This window comes from Streptomyces sp. Y309 (assembly GCF_056712025.1).
The window spans coordinates 9,240,209-9,256,113 of sequence record NZ_CM160048.1; the positions used below are offsets into that span (position 1 = coordinate 9,240,209).

Annotated in this window: 22 protein-coding genes and 1 pseudogene; 13 read left to right on the forward strand and 10 right to left on the reverse strand. The window is 68.2% G+C overall.

Annotated features, from left to right (window positions below):
- Nucleotides 1–35 precede the first annotated feature (35 nt).
- The gene (locus AC0KTA_RS38775; RefSeq protein ID WP_481052888.1) at nucleotides 36–251 is read right to left on the reverse strand and encodes a LexA family protein; all 216 of its coding nucleotides are present in this window, start codon (nucleotides 249–251) and stop codon (nucleotides 36–38) included.
- Nucleotides 248–376 (reverse strand): hypothetical protein, encoded by a 129-nt coding sequence (locus tag AC0KTA_RS38780; protein WP_481052889.1) that lies wholly within the window; start codon nucleotides 374–376, stop codon nucleotides 248–250. Before AC0KTA_RS38780 ends, AC0KTA_RS38775 begins: the two co-directional genes overlap by 4 nt.
- Nucleotides 377–610: 234 nt before the next feature.
- On the opposite strand from AC0KTA_RS38780, the gene AC0KTA_RS38785 reads away from it, so the two are divergent.
- Nucleotides 611–1,216 carry a dihydrofolate reductase family protein gene (locus tag AC0KTA_RS38785; protein ID WP_481052890.1) on the forward strand — a complete coding sequence of 202 codons (606 nt, stop codon included), beginning with the start codon at nucleotides 611–613 and terminating at the stop codon, nucleotides 1,214–1,216.
- Between the two features lie 190 nt (nucleotides 1,217–1,406).
- Here AC0KTA_RS38785 and AC0KTA_RS38790 read toward each other — a convergent pair whose 3' ends face one another.
- Both AC0KTA_RS38790 and AC0KTA_RS38795 read right to left on the reverse strand, forming a co-directional pair.
- Nucleotides 1,407–1,565 (reverse strand): hypothetical protein, encoded by a 159-nt coding sequence (locus AC0KTA_RS38790; RefSeq protein WP_481052891.1) that lies wholly within the window; start codon nucleotides 1,563–1,565, stop codon nucleotides 1,407–1,409.
- A 48-nt stretch (nucleotides 1,566–1,613) separates the two neighbouring features.
- Nucleotides 1,614–2,135 carry an NUDIX domain-containing protein gene (locus AC0KTA_RS38795; RefSeq protein WP_481052892.1) on the reverse strand — a complete coding sequence of 174 codons (522 nt, stop codon included), beginning with the start codon at nucleotides 2,133–2,135 and terminating at the stop codon, nucleotides 1,614–1,616.
- 393 nt (nucleotides 2,136–2,528) lie between these two features.
- On the opposite strand from AC0KTA_RS38795, the gene AC0KTA_RS38800 reads away from it, so the two are divergent.
- Nucleotides 2,529–2,936, forward strand: a complete 408-nt coding sequence (locus AC0KTA_RS38800) for a hypothetical protein (protein WP_481052893.1) — start codon at nucleotides 2,529–2,531, stop codon at nucleotides 2,934–2,936.
- A 226-nt stretch (nucleotides 2,937–3,162) separates the two neighbouring features.
- Here AC0KTA_RS38800 and AC0KTA_RS38805 read toward each other — a convergent pair whose 3' ends face one another.
- Entirely contained in the window at nucleotides 3,163–3,831 is a 669-nt protein-coding gene (locus AC0KTA_RS38805; protein ID WP_481052894.1) for a class I SAM-dependent DNA methyltransferase, read from the reverse strand.
- A 180-nt stretch (nucleotides 3,832–4,011) separates the two neighbouring features.
- Here AC0KTA_RS38805 and AC0KTA_RS38810 point away from each other — a divergent pair, with 180 nt between their 5' ends.
- Together AC0KTA_RS38810 and AC0KTA_RS38815 are read left to right on the forward strand one after the other, a co-directional pair.
- A complete protein-coding gene (locus AC0KTA_RS38810; protein WP_481052895.1) occupies nucleotides 4,012–4,626 on the forward strand; it encodes a DUF7691 family protein in 615 nt (204 codons plus the stop codon).
- Nucleotides 4,627–4,761: 135 nt separating this feature from the next.
- Nucleotides 4,762–5,177, forward strand: a pseudogene (locus AC0KTA_RS38815) (DUF4158 domain-containing protein); the annotation flags it as partial.
- Nucleotides 5,178–5,194: 17 nt separating this feature from the next.
- On the opposite strand, the gene AC0KTA_RS38820 reads toward AC0KTA_RS38815, so the two are convergent.
- Nucleotides 5,195–6,097 (reverse strand): LysR family transcriptional regulator, encoded by a 903-nt coding sequence (locus AC0KTA_RS38820; protein WP_481052896.1) that lies wholly within the window; start codon nucleotides 6,095–6,097, stop codon nucleotides 5,195–5,197.
- A gap of 167 nt (nucleotides 6,098–6,264) precedes the next feature.
- On the opposite strand from AC0KTA_RS38820, the gene AC0KTA_RS38825 reads away from it, so the two are divergent.
- The 3 genes from AC0KTA_RS38825 (at nucleotide 6,265) to AC0KTA_RS38835 (ending at nucleotide 7,961) form a co-directional block, all read left to right on the forward strand.
- Complete coding sequence (locus tag AC0KTA_RS38825) at nucleotides 6,265–6,576, forward strand: EthD family reductase (protein WP_481052897.1); 312 nt, start codon at nucleotides 6,265–6,267, stop codon at nucleotides 6,574–6,576.
- A 112-nt stretch (nucleotides 6,577–6,688) separates the two neighbouring features.
- Nucleotides 6,689–7,570, forward strand: coding sequence for a PhzF family phenazine biosynthesis protein (locus AC0KTA_RS38830; protein WP_481052898.1), 882 nt, complete (start codon nucleotides 6,689–6,691; stop codon nucleotides 7,568–7,570).
- A 175-nt stretch (nucleotides 7,571–7,745) separates the two neighbouring features.
- Nucleotides 7,746–7,961, forward strand: a complete 216-nt coding sequence (locus tag AC0KTA_RS38835) for a hypothetical protein (protein WP_481052899.1) — start codon at nucleotides 7,746–7,748, stop codon at nucleotides 7,959–7,961.
- Between the two features lie 108 nt (nucleotides 7,962–8,069).
- Here the strand turns inward: AC0KTA_RS38835 and AC0KTA_RS38840 are convergent, their stop codons facing one another.
- Nucleotides 8,070–8,633, reverse strand: a complete 564-nt coding sequence (locus AC0KTA_RS38840; RefSeq protein ID WP_481052900.1) for a hypothetical protein — start codon at nucleotides 8,631–8,633, stop codon at nucleotides 8,070–8,072.
- Between the two features lie 139 nt (nucleotides 8,634–8,772).
- On the opposite strand from AC0KTA_RS38840, the gene AC0KTA_RS38845 reads away from it, so the two are divergent.
- From AC0KTA_RS38845 to AC0KTA_RS38855, 3 genes are all read left to right on the forward strand, one after another.
- Complete coding sequence (locus AC0KTA_RS38845; protein WP_481056708.1) at nucleotides 8,773–9,330, forward strand: DUF932 domain-containing protein; 558 nt, start codon at nucleotides 8,773–8,775, stop codon at nucleotides 9,328–9,330.
- Nucleotides 9,331–9,497: 167 nt separating this feature from the next.
- Nucleotides 9,498–9,953 (forward strand): hypothetical protein, encoded by a 456-nt coding sequence (locus tag AC0KTA_RS38850; RefSeq protein ID WP_481052901.1) that lies wholly within the window; start codon nucleotides 9,498–9,500, stop codon nucleotides 9,951–9,953.
- Nucleotides 9,954–10,178: 225 nt separating this feature from the next.
- On the forward strand, nucleotides 10,179–10,451 hold the full coding sequence (locus tag AC0KTA_RS38855) for a hypothetical protein (RefSeq protein WP_481052902.1): 273 nt from the start codon (nucleotides 10,179–10,181) through the stop codon (nucleotides 10,449–10,451).
- Nucleotides 10,452–11,645: 1,194 nt separating this feature from the next.
- Here AC0KTA_RS38855 and AC0KTA_RS38860 read toward each other — a convergent pair.
- Nucleotides 11,646–11,972, reverse strand: coding sequence for a rhodanese-like domain-containing protein (locus AC0KTA_RS38860; RefSeq protein WP_481052903.1), 327 nt, complete (start codon nucleotides 11,970–11,972; stop codon nucleotides 11,646–11,648).
- 38 nt (nucleotides 11,973–12,010) lie between these two features.
- Here AC0KTA_RS38860 and AC0KTA_RS38865 point away from each other — a divergent pair, with 38 nt between their 5' ends.
- From AC0KTA_RS38865 to AC0KTA_RS38875, 3 genes are all read left to right on the forward strand, one after another.
- Nucleotides 12,011–12,640 (forward strand): TetR/AcrR family transcriptional regulator, encoded by a 630-nt coding sequence (locus tag AC0KTA_RS38865; RefSeq protein ID WP_481052904.1) that lies wholly within the window; start codon nucleotides 12,011–12,013, stop codon nucleotides 12,638–12,640.
- A gap of 114 nt (nucleotides 12,641–12,754) precedes the next feature.
- A protein-coding gene (locus tag AC0KTA_RS38870; RefSeq protein ID WP_481056709.1) for an IS5 family transposase occupies nucleotides 12,755–13,565 on the forward strand; the annotation gives its coding sequence in 2 pieces (ribosomal slippage) (nucleotides 12,755–13,105 and nucleotides 13,107–13,565; 810 coding nt in all).
- A gap of 47 nt (nucleotides 13,566–13,612) precedes the next feature.
- On the forward strand, nucleotides 13,613–14,110 hold the full coding sequence (locus AC0KTA_RS38875) for a DinB family protein (RefSeq protein WP_481052905.1): 498 nt from the start codon (nucleotides 13,613–13,615) through the stop codon (nucleotides 14,108–14,110).
- 89 nt (nucleotides 14,111–14,199) lie between these two features.
- Here AC0KTA_RS38875 and AC0KTA_RS38880 read toward each other — a convergent pair.
- Nucleotides 14,200–15,029 (reverse strand): IS5 family transposase gene (locus tag AC0KTA_RS38880; protein WP_481056710.1). Its coding sequence is split into 2 segments (ribosomal slippage): nucleotides 14,200–14,678 and nucleotides 14,678–15,029, totalling 831 coding nucleotides; the frame shifts between segments, so codons are not numbered across the junction.
- A 32-nt stretch (nucleotides 15,030–15,061) separates the two neighbouring features.
- A protein-coding gene (locus AC0KTA_RS38885) for an IS5 family transposase (protein ID WP_481052906.1) occupies nucleotides 15,062–15,876 on the reverse strand; the annotation gives its coding sequence in 2 pieces (ribosomal slippage) (nucleotides 15,062–15,534 and nucleotides 15,534–15,876; 816 coding nt in all).
- Nucleotides 15,877–15,905: the final 29 nt, after the last annotated feature.

Consider the following 15,905-nt stretch of genomic DNA (forward strand, 5'->3'; position numbering starts at 1 on the left):
GCTAGGCGGCTCCTAAGGGACGGGGCGGCCGCGGTTCACTGACCGCAGTACGGGCACCTCATGCTGGGGCGGCCCCGAGTCTCCACGAATATCCCCCGCTCGCGCATACGTTTGAGTTGATAGTGAGCCGACGAGGGGGAGGAGAGACCGGCTGCCTCGGCGAGCTCTCGTAGAGAGGGCGCCTCTCCATGATCGGCGGCCCAGCTCCGGGCACTGCGCAGGATGCGCGCCTGACGTTCGGTGAGGCTCACGGCCGCGCCTTCGTCCGCGCGAGTTCCTTGAGTGCGACCCGGGCCGCCGGTGTCCCCGCCGACGACTGCCAGTACGGGTGAGCGGCGATCACCCGAGAGAGATGCAGCAGCCGTCTGCGGTCCATGGCCTGATTAGAGCGTATGTTCGTTTTGCTAGCAAGGGCAAGAGTGTCACTGATGGTGATGATGCCATTGATCATCTTCCCGCCGTCCCAGCCCCGGCTGCCTTTGCCGACCGTCTCGGACGCCTTGACCGACTGAGCATCGTCATGGGTTTTCTCGTTACTCCACGGCGGGGCCGATGAGTTTGTGGCTCCAGGCCGGTCCAAGCTCGTGACACCCTAGGAAAGGACGCCGCCATGTCGGAGCTTCTCGTCGACTTCATCACTTCTCTCGACGGTCACGCATCGGGAGAGGGCTGGCCCGGTTTCTGGGGCCTGGAGGGCCCGGAGTACCTCGCATGGCTCGGCGAGCAGCCCGAGGTCACCTACCTGATGGGAGCGAATACCTACCGCTTGATGTCGGGCTTCGCCGCAGGTGAGGTCCCGGATGGCCAGGACGAGTTCAGGCCTGAGGAAGAGGCGTCCGTCGACGAGCTCACGCAAGCGTCCAAGGTGGTGTTCTCCTCCTCACTCGAGGCGCCGCTGACGTGGGCCAACTCCACGCTCGTCCGCGACGACGCCGTAGAGGCGGTCCGCGCCATGAAGTCGAGTGGCTCGGGGCTCCTCAGCACCATCGGCAGCCTCAGCCTGTGCCGGTCCCTGCTACGAGCCGGACTCGTCGACCGCTTCCGGGTCGTGATGTTCCCGGTGATCACCGGGGCCACGGGCGAAGAACGCATCTACGACGGCTATCCGGATGTTGCCCTCGAGATGATCGAGCACCGCACCTTCGACGGCCGCATCCAGCTGGTCGAGTACAAGCCCCGTGTGCTCGAGCACCCGCCGCTCGGCGTCCCTGCGTGACGTCGCCCTGTCCGCCGGTCTGGACGGCCGCCAGACCGACGCCGGCGGGCGCAGCGCGGAGCAAGACCTAGTAGAGGACGAACGGCCAACGTCAGGAAGCCCGGTCCAGGTCGCGTCGAAGGAGTAGATCAGCAAGTGCCCCCCCACCGGCTGTCCTGCGCACGCTGCCTCTTCTACGTTCCCCAAGACCTCAAGCCGCGGCCAACTCCTGACCGTCAAGGACGGCATCGACCAGATGCTCGGACAACTCAACCTCACCGACGACGAACGCGAAGCCCTCGAAGGAGACAGCGAAGCCGTCACCGCTCTTGCCGAACGCCTCGTGGGCACCCCACCCCCGCCGGCCCAACCCCCTAGGAGCTCGGAACGATCAGCGCCTTCGTCCCTCTGACCCAGCTCATGAGCACCGCTTCTGCGAAAGCGCCGGGTCAGCACGACAGGCGAGATACCGACCGAAAATTTCCTGACTATCAGGAGTGAAGGTCCACTGCTGCAGAATCCGCCGCAGCTCGGACTCGGTCAGCCACCCGTGCCAGGCCACTTCTCCCGGATCGGGGGCGCCGATCTCCGGAAGCACGGCATCGCACACCCCAAGCCAGTAAGGGCTGAGCCCGCCCCGGTTGAGGAACTTGAACCGAAGGCACACGGTCGCCCGCGCCCCCAGCTCCTCACTGAGCTCGCGGGCAGCTGCCTGCTCATAGGACTCGCCGACTCCCGCAGCGCCCCCGACACCGAGTTCGTAGTGCCCCGGGAAACGGGACAACTGCTCGGCACGCCGATGAACGAGAAAGCGACCTTGCCCATCGCGGCACACCGCCACGCCAACCCGGTGCAGCCAGCCCTCCCGAACAGCGTCCCGCCGACTGACTACCCCCAGCACACGATCCTGCGCGTCAACGTGTTCCACGAGTTCATCCACGACGCACACGGTCGCAGAGCCCACTGACACCGCCCGGAATGCCCGGACAGGCACGCAGTCAACGACCGTCTGACCGACCTCACACCCCACCGAACGAAAGGACACAGCCCTGTCGGTGACGCCAGCGTGCTGCCCCTCCGGAGCCGGACTGGTCGTGGCGGGACACCGACGTGACGAGGCTGGCGCGGTCGACGTGCCTGCGCCCCCTCCGAAGCGAGAGCCGGCCGGTTGCCGACGCGGCGTACTGGTGATGGGGCTCCTTGAAGTTGGCTCTGACCGGAGTTCCGTGAATCCGCAGGTCAGCGAGTAACTGTGGACGGAACAACTCCGGTCAGAGCCCTGAAAACGGCTCTGACCGGAAGTCCGTCGGCGTCGGCCTATGCTCTCCGGATCATGAAGATACATCTGACCAGGGCCAGCGTTGCGGCAGGCGACGATCACGACGCCCCGCACGAGGACACCAGGGACCTACCCGCCGGGACGCCGCTCCAGGAGGCGGTCGCCACGGTCGCCAAGAGCGGCTACCTCGCCTCGATCGCCGAACAGATCCCGACCAGTCAGATCCCGACCAGTACCGGTACCGCGATCGTAAACGCCGATGCCACCTGGGTTCTGACCAGTGCCGGTACCGCGATCGCTGTGGTCGCCCAGCAGTGGAACGAGCCCCTGCTCCTCACGCACTGGGACTCCGAACTGGCTTCGCTTGCTGACGGCGACGGAGTCGTCCACTGGCACTTCGACTACCGGTGCCAGCAGGGCCCCTTCGCCGTCTACGACGAGCTAAAGGGTCGAGCAACCTAAGGTTCGGGTTCGGCCACAAGATCATTCACGGAACTCCGGTCAGAACCTTGAAGTTCCCCACCCCCTGCTCAGGTGTGGGACAGACCTGCTCACCGCGGTTCCCCGCCCCTGCCGCGCCGGCCTGCGATGAGTTTGGCTCCTGGGAAGCAGCCGAACGGAATACCGCTGTGGGCGCCAGGTGATGGGCCCCGGCACAAGAGCTTGTGCCGCCTCCGGCGTCTGGTCCTCAGGCGGGGCGCACGGCCATGACGACCACGCCCGGTCCGGTCTGTTCATCCGCGGGGAGCCGGAGTTCGGCGACCGGGTGCAGTCCGGCCTGCTCGATCAGGTCCACGAGTTGCTCCGGCTGCCACTTGTGTGTGGTCCAGCGAACGGGCACTCCTCCGTACGCCTCGGTGCGCACCGCGTCCTCGTCGCCGACGTGTGTGGCGGCGATGAAGTGCCCGCCCGGCTTCAGGGCGTACGCGAAATGGGCGAGGACCTGAGGAAGGACATCGCGGGGGAGGTTGAACAGTGACCACCACCCGAGCACGCCGCCGAGAGACGCTTCACCGAGGTCGAGCTCGGTGGCGGAGGCGACGCTGAAGCGGCATTGCGGATGAAGGCGGCGCGCATTCTCGATCATGCGGGGCGAGAGGTCCACCCCGGATACGTCCAATCCGCGTTCGGCGAGGTAGCCGGTCACCGTACCGGGGCCGCAGCCGACGTCGAGGACGGGCCCGAGCTCGCCCACGGTGTCGGCGAAGGCGTCGATCGACGCCTTGAGCCAGGGATGGCGACGGATGTCGCCCATGCCCGTCGTCACTACCATGTGGGCGTAGTTGTTGGCCACCTGGTCATAGGACTCACGGACCACGTCGAGATCGGCTGGGCGGTCAATATGGTGCGCGCGCATCAGCTAACAATAGGACGGCGCCCTTGACCACTCGGCGCGGTCCGCAGATGTTCGGCCTCCCGTCCCCGCGTCGAGGCCTTCCGCACAGGCGCGGTCGACTTCGTGGTTTCGGGTACCGGACTGACAACCTCTTTCAGGCCCCGGCGAGGCGGTGTCAGTGCTGGTGGGTACGGTCGCCACATGAGTCTGTCGTTGAGCGTGTTTCTTGCGGATGTGTCGGCTACCCGGGCCCTGGTGGGATCCCGTGACGATCAGTTGTTGCAGGTGATCCGGGACGAGTTCGGTGACGATCTGGCGCGCGACGACGACTGGTTCTCCCATGAGATCGCGCAGGGTGCGCCGACGGCGTACGACGCCCTGCACGCGGTGGTGTACGGCGGGCCGTTTCCCCAGGGCGGTTCCCCAGCGGCGTTCCAGTACGGCTACGCCTACAAGCGGTTGGTGTCGCTGACCGGGGGACGGCTGGACAACAGCAGTTTCTCTCCGTTCCGCGGGAGTTGGCTGGAGGTGGTGGACGAAGGGCTGCGTGCGCTGGGCGTCACTGCGGTCTCGGTCGCCGAATTCGCCATGACGAACGGGCTGCCCGGGGACGTGCCCTGGGACGAGGCTCCGGGCTGCGGGGAGTGGACGCACGAGCAGTGCCTCAAGGCCGAGGAGCAGTTGCGGGAGGCCGCGGATGCCGGACGCAGCCCGGCCGGGGAGCCGGAGGTGGCGCGGGCGGTGGACGACTGCGTGGGCTGGATCGTCGCCGCGGCCGTGCGCCCAGGCCATGGCGTGATCGGTTTCCAGTCCTGAGCATCAACTCGCCTACTGTAAAAGCGGGTTGACGCTGTTGCGGGGGCCTGGAGCACGCGCGTCGCCGCAACCAGGCTTGGGGAACATCGGTACAGCGGTTGGCGCTGAGAACGATCTTGAGCAATGAGCGGTGAACCAGTGCTGGAGCACCTTGCCGAGCAGCCCGGCATCGAGGACGCGTCGGTCGTGAAGCGGTACACCGAGCATCCGAAGACCGCGTACGAGCACGCGTGGGAGATCCGGGACGCGTACGAGTACCACGAGTACGACGACCCGGAGTGGGGCCGGAAGTTCCGGACGTTCCTGCACGGGCGGGCGTGGACCGCGCATTCGGAGGGGCCGAAGGCTCTGTTCGACTATGCGGTGGGCTGGCTGCGTAAGCACCGGGTGCAGCTGCCTGGTGTTTCCGTGCTGGCGCGGCAGGTGTCCGAGGTCCGTGAGATCGCGGACAAGCCCCTGCACACCACGGTCGCCAGGGCGGCCTGGCGGGCGGCCGGTCGCTGCCCGCCGACCTGGTGGCGCTGCTGGAGACGCCGGAGGGCAGACGGTACCCGTAACCTGCTGCCCGTCAGTCCGGCAGCCAGTGCAGCTCGTGTGCCAGGGTTTTGGCGACGGTACGGACGCGGCGGTGCAGTGGCGACTGTTCGCGTGGGAGGACCAGGTGGATCGTCAGGCTGGGCGCGCCTCGCAGTGGTCGCCAGGTGAGACCGGCCGGTTGTGCCGTGGCCGCAGCTTCTCCGGCCGGGGCGAGGGTGACCCCGTCGCGCAGGTCGCGCTGAGACATGTCGAAAGAGACTGCGGGCGTGTGGAATCGGGGGTGTGGTCGGTTGTCTTGGAACAGTGCGGACAGCTGATCGTGGATCACGGGGTTGGCCGCGCGGTCCGGGAGCCGCAGCGGATACGCGGCCGCGTCGGCGATCTCGATCTCCGGGTGTTCGGCCAGCGGATGGTGCTGCGCCAGCTGGACGCCGATGCGCGCACGCCGCAGCAGGTACCGGCGCACGCCACGGCCCGGCTGTTCACCGCGGGTGATCCCGGCATCGATGCGGCCGTCGGCGACAGCGGGGGAGATCTCCGGTGTCGCCACCGGGACCGCGCGGACCTCGAGTCCGGGACTGCTGCGAATCAGCTTGTCCACCAGGGCCGGTGCCGTCTCGGCCCCGGCGCTGAGGCTGTATCCGATGCGGAGCGTGCCCAGTTCACCGGCCGCCGCGCTCCGGGCGGTGTCCCATGCCCGGTCCAGCGCCGCCAGCGCAGGCGGCGCGGACTCCGCCAAAGCCGCACCGGCCGTGGTCAATACGACGCTCCGCGTGTCTCGAACCAGCAGGGCGCTACCGAGTTCCGCCTCCAATCGGCGAATCCGGGCGCTGAGCGCAGGCTGCGCGATGCCGATTCGGGCGGCCGCACGGGTGAAGTTCAACTCCTGCGCCAGCACCAGGAAGTACCGCAGGCTCACCGTATCCGGCGCCACGTGTCCTCCCTGCCGATTGATAACGATCCGTTCTGAGTCTATCCCGTATTGATCTTTCCCCCGACCCCACGTCAAGCCCTAACCTGCGCATATGACGATTCAACTGACCGCGGTCCTGGACATCGCACTCACGCAGCCCGCCGACCCTGATCTGGACGGAGGCCGTCATGCATAGGTTGGTGGTCCTGTATTCCGAGCCCGCCGACCCTGACCACTTCCGCGACTACTACGTGAACCACCACCTTCCGCTGGTCAAGAATTGGCCCGGCCCGCTTGCGTGGCGCTACAGCTTCGACGTGGCGGCGACCGAGGGAGAAGCACCGTATTTCGCGGTCTTCGAAGCCGACTTCGCTGACGCCGCCGCCATGGCCGCGGCGCAGGCGTCGCCGCATGGCCGGCGGGTGGCTGCCGATGTCGTCAACTACGCCACCGGCGGTTTGGTCGTCATCCACTATCCGGTGCAGGACGGCACCGGCTGAGGCAGGACGGTACGCTCCGGGACGCGTTCGGTCGGCCGTTGCGCCCAGGTCCGGCTATCGGCGGAACGCCGTTCGCGGTTGCCGGTTCGTTGAGCGTCAAATTGGGGGGCCGATGTCCTGGCCGGATGTCACGGTGGTTGATGCGTGCGTGCGGCGTGACGGCCGGGGCGGCAGCCCCACGGCCGTCACCGACGACGACCCGGCGGCGACAGACGCTAGCCGGCGTGCGGTCGCTGCTGCGGCCGGCACCTCGCACGCGGCGTTCCTCGGCCCGGGGCGGACGCCGGACGGTGGCTGGCCGGTCCGGTTCTTCACCGCCACCGCCGAACTGTCCGGCTGCGGCCACGGCACCGTTGCCGCGCAGGCCGTCCGGTTGACCCGCACCGCGCTGGGCGAGCTGAACGACCGCCAACACACCGGCGGGCGCACGTTCGACACCGTCGCGATCCGCCGCCCCGCCGGCATCGAGGTGTGGCTCGACCAGGGCCTCGTCTCGCTGCGTCACCCGGCACCGGACGAGCGCGCGGCGATCGTCGCCGCGCTCGGGCTCACCGCGGACGATGCGCATCCGACCGACGCGCCACGGATCGCCGCCCCCGGCGCACCACGCATGCTGGTACCGGTCCACGACCGGTCGGCGCTGCTCCGAGTCCACCCACACCTCGGCAGGCTGACAGCGGCGTGCCGGCGGTACGGGCTCCTCGGCTGTTTCGTGTACGTACCGCCGGTGGGCGACCGGCCGGGTGCGGCGCGGATGTTCGCGCCGGCGATCGGTGTCGACGAGGACGTCGCCAACGCCAACAGCACCGGCTGCCTGGCCGCCCACCTGCTCGACACGACAGGGGCGCAGACGGTCGCGATCGAGGTGGAGCAGGGCGACGCCCTCGGTCGGCCGGCCAGCGTGCTCGCTTCGGCCCGACGCGGGCTGGCGGGCATCACGACCCGGGTCGGCGGGGTAGCGGTGGTCCGCGACGGACACCGAGGCGACAACTAGACCGTCATCTTCTGCGATCTGCGATCTGCGATCTGCGATCCGCGCATGGGGCTGGGGCTGTCCGCTGCGGTCAAGCGTTGGCACCCGGTGGCGGCCGTCAGCGGGACGCGGTGTCGAGGGCGCGGCTGAGTGTCCATCGGGAGACGCGCAGCTTGGCTGTGACGGCGGTTCGGGTTTGTCCGGCGACGAGCGCGACCGCGACGCTGAGGGGACCGTGCCGTTCCTCATCGACGGCCGCCCGGGCGACTGGTCGGACATCGAAGCGAAGTGGGCCGCCGGTGAGCTGACCGACGAGAATTTCGAGGACCTGTTCATCGACATCATCGTCGATGACATCGGCGAAGGCAGCGACGGCTGGGAATTCCCCGGCGGCTCCTACACCATCACCTGATCACCCGTGTGACGACGGAGCCTGGCAGGCCGGCCCTGGCGCGCACCGAACAGGCGCCCAACCTGGACGGGACCGCCGCCCGCACAGTGCCCAGTACCTGTAGCGCCATCAGCCGGTGGGACTCTCGGATGAGGCCGTGGGGTGTCCGCGGTCGGTGTCGTAGCGGCCGTCGCTGCTGCGCATGTACCAGCCCTGGAAGTCCCGGCCGACGTCCCGATAAGGCGTCCTGAACTGGATGCTGCTCGTCTTCTCCGGGCCGCCCGGCGCGTTGGGGACCATGACGACGTCCAGCCGGGCCGGTGTTTCGCCGGGCCGCTCTGCCGTCGTCCAGGTCGTTAGGTCACCGGGGCTGCGGCGGCTTCTGGGCTTCGATCTGCTCGACCCACGCAGCGGCAGTTGCGCGTGCTCGCCGCCGGTGTGCGCGGTGAAGGCGGCGGCCGTTGTGAGCGCCCGCACCTGCTCCTCGGACACCGGCATCGCGGCGGGCTGCCCGCCGACCGGCACCGGAAACCGGCCGAGGACCCACGTCTTCGCGGCGGTGTAGAAGTCGGTGATGACCGCCTCGCACTCTCCGGCGCCGTACCACGGGCGCAGCGCCCACGCGTTGATGAGCAGGACCGTGTGGACGTGGGTGGTCAGGTTCGGCGCGGTCTGCCAGGGGCGGCGGGGCACGATGACGTCGGCCCGTCCTAGCCGTGACGGCGAGGAGCAGGGATCGTTCTCCGGGACATGACCATGCGTACGGCACTCACCGCGTTCACGCTCTCGGCCGCAGCGGTACGGACAGCACTGGTCACGGCGTCACCGGCGTCTGCGGGAGGAGCCGGCGACTTCCTGTCGCCTCGCGACGACCTTCAAACGAGCCGTGACCAACGTGGTGTGCGACAACACCATGAGCGCCGGTCTCGCGGAATCCGGGCAGCAGATCAAGATCCGGCACTCGCGGCACTCCAAGCTGCGGCTGACCGAAGCACGCGAGGCGCTCAACGTGGTGTACGAGATCGCGGACGACTTCGCCGCGGAGGTCAAGCAGCTCTGCGAGCAGACGGTGACCGACCGGCAGTGGCAGACGTTCCTGGACGCGCACACCCCGATACCCGAGGAGCCCGGCCGCTCCCGCACGATCGCGGAGCACAAGCGGGAAGCGCTCGACCGACTGTGGCGCACGGACATCCGGGTCACCCCCTGGCAGAACACCGCCTACGGCGTGCTCCAGGCCGTCAACACTTTCACGCACCACGAGCAGACGGTCCGCGGAGCCGTCCGCGCGGAGCGCAACATGCTCCGAGCGGTCACCGGTGGCGTCGACGATCTCGACATCGGCACGCTGCACACGCTGGACACCGTGCTTGCGGGCGCGGCGGCTTGAACGGCCACGAGCCGGAGGAAGGTGCCGGTGGCCGGCCCCGGCTCGGGCCACCGGCACCGCGGTGACCGCGTTGTCCTCACCGTCCTCCTGGCATTGCGGGACACTGCCGACAGGGACAGGACGAGCCCAGCGGGAGAACGGGCGGTTCGTTGAACCAGGACACTGAGGTGCTGCTGCGGGACGTCGTCGCACGGCTGGAGAGGGCCATCTGCGACCGCGACTGCCCGGCCGTCGCCGCGCTGCAGGGGGAACGCACGCTCGTGCTGTACGACTTCGACTACCTGCGCGACGAGGCGACCGCAGCGGCATTCGAAGTACGGGCCGCTGCCCGGGCCCGGGAGGTCCAGGCCGTCCGATGGGTCTTCGCTGTCCCGCAGGTAGTCGTGGTGCAGGAAGAGGGGGCGGCCGCGAGAGCGGTTTCGAATCACCCGCTCCGGGAGGGGGAACGCGAAGCCATCACGTGGATGTGCTGTGACCTTCGTACAGGTGTCGACTACGGCTTGGTGCCCTACGTCCGTCGGCCCGATGGCGAACCGATCTTCGGCGAACTTGAGGTTTTCGACTTCCCTGTACGACCCGGCGACAAGGTGCCCGGCATGTATCTGCTGCGCAGCTTCAGCTGACGACGTGCGTACATCGACGCTGTGCACCACTGCCGCGGTCCCGTTCACGGCGTGTCCTTCGCCAGAGCACGGGGCAGCAGGCTGCTGACAGCGTGTTGAAATCTCAGCGCATGAGCTGTCCCATCTCACCAGCTTCGGCGGCACCCTCAGCCGGGTGGCTCGTCAACCCATGAGCACTGCGCGTCATCCTCGACACCGTGCCACCGGGCCGGAAGCATGATGAGCATGCTCAATGAGTTCCAAGCCCTCGTCGACGACGTCAAGCGGTCGCAGCCTGGTGGGTCAGAATGGACGGACCACAACGTGTCCGACCCAGGCATCACGCTCCTGGAGGCATGTGCCCAGGGTGTCGACCAGCTTGTTTTCCAGGCGAGTACAGTGCCTCCGGCCCACCGGCAGAGGCTGCTGAAGCTGATGGAGACGGCGCCCGAGGGGTCGAAGACAGCTCAAGCCTCCCCCCTGGCGAAGGAGCTTCTCACCAAGCTGCTTCAGCAATGAGGAGCCGTACCGGCCCCCTGCCCTGTTGACCTGGCGGAGCTGCTGGCCCAGGTGGAGGAGCAGTTGGACGCCCTGGCCGTATATGCCCCCTTGGCGTTGCTGCACGCAGTGGTGACGCTGGAATGGGCCACGCGGCGCGCCGGCCGTGCGGCAGTGCCCGTTCGCAAAGGCCGATCAGGTGCCGTGGGGTGCCGCCGCTACGGCCCTCGGGGTGACGAGGCGGTAGCGCGCTCGCGCCTGCTCAGCTACAGCCTCGGAAGGTGAATCGGTGGTCCCGCGGCTGTGACTGTGCGAGCTACTTGGAACTGGCAAGGCCCGATGGCTTGGCCCTCGGGTCCGTTCAGTGGGCTTCAATTGGCACCGCTGTGGTGAGCTTCCTGCCACCCGGTCCGTTCGAGTACACCAGGGAGGTGGGTGGATTTGAGCTACGGGTACGCATGGAGGTGCCGCACCTGCGGTACCCCGATACGTGGAGCAGGGGGAAGCCGGGAGCGCATGAATGCGCAGCTTGCTCACGCTCGAAAGACCGGTCACCGGTGCGCTGTCGAACCGATCAAGCCGCGGAGGGCGACCGCCCACAAGCCGATCGGCGTCGTGGTCGTGTTCGTCGTCGGGGTGGGTGTTGTCGTGACCGCTGCGGCCGGCGGCAATCCGGCATGGGTAGTTCTCGGGTTCGCGGCGTGTTGGATCGTCTGGTTCGTGTGGTTCGTGGTGAGCAATCTCGATCGCGGTGCGCGGGGCCCATTCTTCCGGGCCCTTTTGCTGGCTACCTACTCCACCGCAAGAAGCGTGAAAGGACGCTCCCGCGGTTCGTCCAAGTCTGCTTTTCGGGCGGCGGCCCAGCGTGGAGGCGGCTACGGGGGCGGAGAGGCGGACCCAGGGGGCGGAGACTGAACGGCTCGACGCGCCCATGCGTGCGCGGGCGTGAGGTGCCGGAAGGCGGGGTGTGCGGATAGGAATGCGACGCCCCGCGGCCCGTACGAGTGTCGTGTGATCGTCCGCAGCAGGCAACGCGCACACAGCCGACGGTTCCAACGCTCACTCCCAGGTTCCACCTACCGCGCACAGTCACAGCGGCCCCAACGCCGCTCCTAAGGTGTCGACTTGGGCTTGCGGGCGTCGTCTCGGCGGTTGCGGGGATGCGTGACGGCCGGGGGAGGCCGAGGCTGTCGCGTTGCCCTCCCCCGGCGGAGGTCAGGCGGACTCGGTGGGGAGGCCGGCCTCTACCCAGTCCTGGATGCCCTCGCGGTACTTGCGGACGTCGGTGTAGCCGAGAGCGGTGAGCCGGTCGGCGACCTGTCCGCTGTTGGGGCACGCCGGGTTGGAGCAGTAGGTGACGATCGCGGCGTCGCGGTCGGGGAGCAGGGCGGACGCCTGGGCGTCGACGTCGGCCAGGACCAGCTCGAGGGCGCCGGGCAGGTGCTGCTTGGCGTAGTACTCGCCGCCCAGCGTGTCGAGGACGGTCACGGTGCCCGCATCGATCGCTGTCTCCAGCTCGTCGCGGGTGATGAGTGTGGTCATGCCACTGCCTTCCGAGAGAATTGGACTATAGTCCGGATGTGGCTCATGACGATAACGGACTGCAGTCCGGTTCTGCAATGCCGTTGGAACTGCTTCGCACCCCGCCGCCCAAAGAACGGGCGGACGCGGCCCGTAACCGCGCTGCCGTCCTGGAGGCCGCAGGCAGACTCTTCGCCGAATACGGCGTCGAAGCGGTATCCATGGACCAGGTCGCGGCGGCCGCCGGCGTCGGCAAAGGCACGCTCTTCCGCCGCTTCGGCGACAAGTCCGGACTGGCCGCCGCACTCCTGGACGCCCGAGAACACGTGCTGCAGGAGGCAATCCTGCACGGACCACCACCCCTCGGCCCCGGCGCCCCGCCCGGCGAACGCCTCGCCGCGTTCATCAACGCCTACTTCGACTACCTGCAAGAGCACCTGGCCCTGATCCGAATGTCAGAGACCGCAACACCCGGCGCCCGGTACCGAATCGGGGCCTACCGGTTCTGGCATCGCCACACAGCGATCCTGCTGGGCACCACACCCGACCCCGAACACACGGCCCACGCCCTGCTCGCCGCCCTGGCCGCCGAACACGTAGCCACACTCCTGCCAGAACTCGGCGAACAACGGATACGAGCCGGCCTCATCCGCCTCGCCCACTCGGCCATGCAACCCTCCAGCCCGTAGGACAAAGGATCCGGCCGCGAACCACACCCATCCCTGCAGCCTCTTACTGATCGTTTCAGAATGGGTTGAGCCGTGGGTATTGCGCGTGGCGAGCTTGGTCGGCACTGTGTCCGGGTGCGTGCTGATCTTGGTTCCGACGACCTGTGGGAGCGGGTGGTTCCATTGTTGCCGCCCGCTCCCGCACGGCGCCGCCGTCACCCCGGGCGCCCGCGTGTTCCGGACCGCGCGGCCCTGGCCGGCATCATGTACGTGCTGCGGACCGGTGTCGCCTGGCGCGACGTCCCTGCCGAGAGGGTGGGCTGCTCTGGAGTCACGGCCTGGCGCCGACTGCGGGACTGGACCGGGGCAGACGTCTGGCCTCGCCTGCACGCCGCCCTGCTGAGCGAACTGCGTCGTGCGGACCTTCTGGATCTGGACGATTGCGCCGTGGATGGGTCCCATGTCCGAGCCCTCAATAGGGGGAATGCACGTCGGCCCCTCGCCTGTCGACCGCGGCCGCCCTGGTTCCAAGCATCATCTGATTGTCGACCGCCTCGGAACCCCGCTCGCCGTGACGCTCACCGGTGGGAACCGCCACGACGTCACCCAGTTGCTGCCTCTGCTGGACGCCGTCCCGCCGATCCGGGGCCTGCGCGGACGGCCCCGCCTCAGGCCCCGACGCCTGTACGCCGACCGGGGCTACGACTTCGACAAGTACCGCCGCCTGCTGTGGAAGCGCGGCATCAAGCCGCTGATCGCCCGACGCGGCGTCGCACATGGTTCCGGACTGGGCAAGGTGCGCTGGGTCGTTGAGCGCGCATTCGCCTGGCTGCGCCAGTTCAAGCGACTCCGTACCCGCTACGAGCGGCGCGCCGACCTCCACCAGGGCCTCCTTGAACTTGCCTGTGGCGTCATCTGCCTCCGACGGCTCCGAACAGCATCCTGAAACGCTCAGTGAGCCGGATGTCAGTGGGGCCGCATAGGGTCCGGCCCATGGCTGACACTGAACTGACGGCGCTGCTCAGCGTCCTGAACAGCAAGCGCAGGCACGTCCTGGACATCCTGGAGGGCTTGGACGAGGAGGCGCTGCGGCGCCCGGTTCTACCGTCCGGCTGGACATGCCTTGGGCTGGTGCACCATCTCGCTCTGGACGACGAGAAGTTCTGGTTCCGCGCGGTTGCTGCGGGGGAGCAAGCGGCGATCGAAGAGATCCTCGGGGCCGGGGAGAACGCGTGGCAGCCCGCCCCGGAGAAGACAGCCGAGGAGGTATTCGCTCTCTACCGGAAGGAAGTGGAGCTCGCCGACACCTTCCTGGCCGACGCCGACCTAAAGGCGGCCCCGAGCTGGTGGCCGGACTTCTTCGGCAACTGGCACCTCGACACCCTGCGCGAAGTCGTCCTGCACGTGATCACTGAGACCGCCACCCACGCCGGCCACTTGGACGTCGTGCGCGAACTCATCGACGGCAGACAGAGGTTGGTTCTCACTTGACGGGAGAGCCGCTCCGCTCCGCCGACCAAGATCACCGAGCGCAAGGTCCAGAGTTCAACTCATTCTGAAACGATCAGTTAGAGGGCGTCTCACGTGGCAAGTTTCGCGAGCTTCTTGTAGCAGGTCAGGGCAGCGGCCAGGCCGAGGAAGGCGAGGAAGTGCGAGCCCTTTCGTTCGTATCGGATGGTCAGGCGGCGGTAGCCGAAGAGCCAAGCGATCGACCGCTCGATCTTCCAGCGGTGCCGACCGAGGCGTTCGCCGGACTCTATGCCTGGCCGCGCGATGCGCGCGACGAGCCCACGCTCGCGCAGCCAGATGAGGTGTTCGGCGGAGAAGTACGCCTTGTCCGCGCGGAGTTTGACGGGCCGGCGCTGCCGTGGTGGTCCCCGGCGGGACCGGACTGCGGGGATGCCGAGGACGAGCGGCTTGAGGGCGAGACTGTCGTGCATGTTCGCACTGGACCCGGCGACGGCGAGCGGGATGCCCTGAGCATCGGACAGCACGTGCAGCTTGCTGCCCTTCTTGCCGCGATCGACCGGGTTCGGCCCTGTCAGCGATCCCCCCTTTTGGCGCGAACGGAGGCCGCGTCGACGATCGCCGAGGTCCAGTCCACTTCGCCCCGGACCCCGAGTTCGTCCAGCACCGACCGATGCAGCCGACGCCACAGGCCGACCTCGGTCCATACCGTGCAGCGGCGATGCGCGGTGGCGGAGGACGTGCCGAACGTCGGCGGCAGATGCCGCCAGACACAGCCGCTGGTCAGCACGTACACCACTGCGGTGAACACGGCCCGCTGGTCGCGCGGAGCGGTCCCGCCACCTTGCGGTCGAGCCGCGAACGACGGCAGTAACGGGGCGACCAACCTCCAGAGCTCATCAGGAACCAGACGCTTCGACAGATCAACACTCACGGCCGGCATCATGCCGCTCGGACATCAAGCATTAAGAACTCCTAACGGAATGACTTCAGGCGTCGCCAGCAGATGATTGCGCATCCGAGGGTGAGGAAGGCTTCGTGGATGTCGTCGCGTATCTCCCAACGGATCCGCAGGCGACGGAACCAGTGCAGGTGAGCGAACGCGCGCTCCACAACCCAGCGTTCGGTGCCCAGCCCGGAGCCGTGCTCGGTGCCGCGGCGGGCGATCAGCGGCTTCACGCCGAGCCCCCAGACCAGCCGACGGTACTTGTCGTGGTCGTAGCCACGGTCGCCCAGCACCACATCCGGGCGGCGCTGGGGGCGGCCGCATTTGCCGCGCACGGGCGGCACGGCTTGAAGGAGTGGGATCAGCTGGGTGACGTCGTTGCGGTTGCCGCCGGTCAAGGTGGCGGCGAGCGGGACACCGGTGGCGTCGGTGATCAGGTGGTGTTTGCTGCCCGTCCTGCCCCGGTCAACGGGGCTTCGTCCGGTCTTGGAGCCCCCTTTAACGCCCGGATGCGGGAGCCGTCGACTGCTGCCCGGGAGAAGTCCAGGGCGTTCGCGCGCCGGAGTTTAGCGAGCAGGACCTCGTGTAGCCGGCGCCAGACTCCGGCCTCGGTCCACTCGGCCAGTCGGCGCCAACAGGTCATGCCGGAACCGAAGCCGAGTTCCTGCGGGAGGTGCTCCCAGGCGATCCCGGTGTGCAGCACGAACAGGATGCCCTGGAACACCAGCCGGTCTGGATGCCGCTTGCGCCCAGGGTGCCGGGGCCGACGCTCCACCTTCGGAAGCAGCGGCTCGACCACCGCCCACAACGCATCATCGACTTCCCACGGTTTCGGCCGAGCCACCCCGCACCCCCAGATCACCGGTCCCGGAG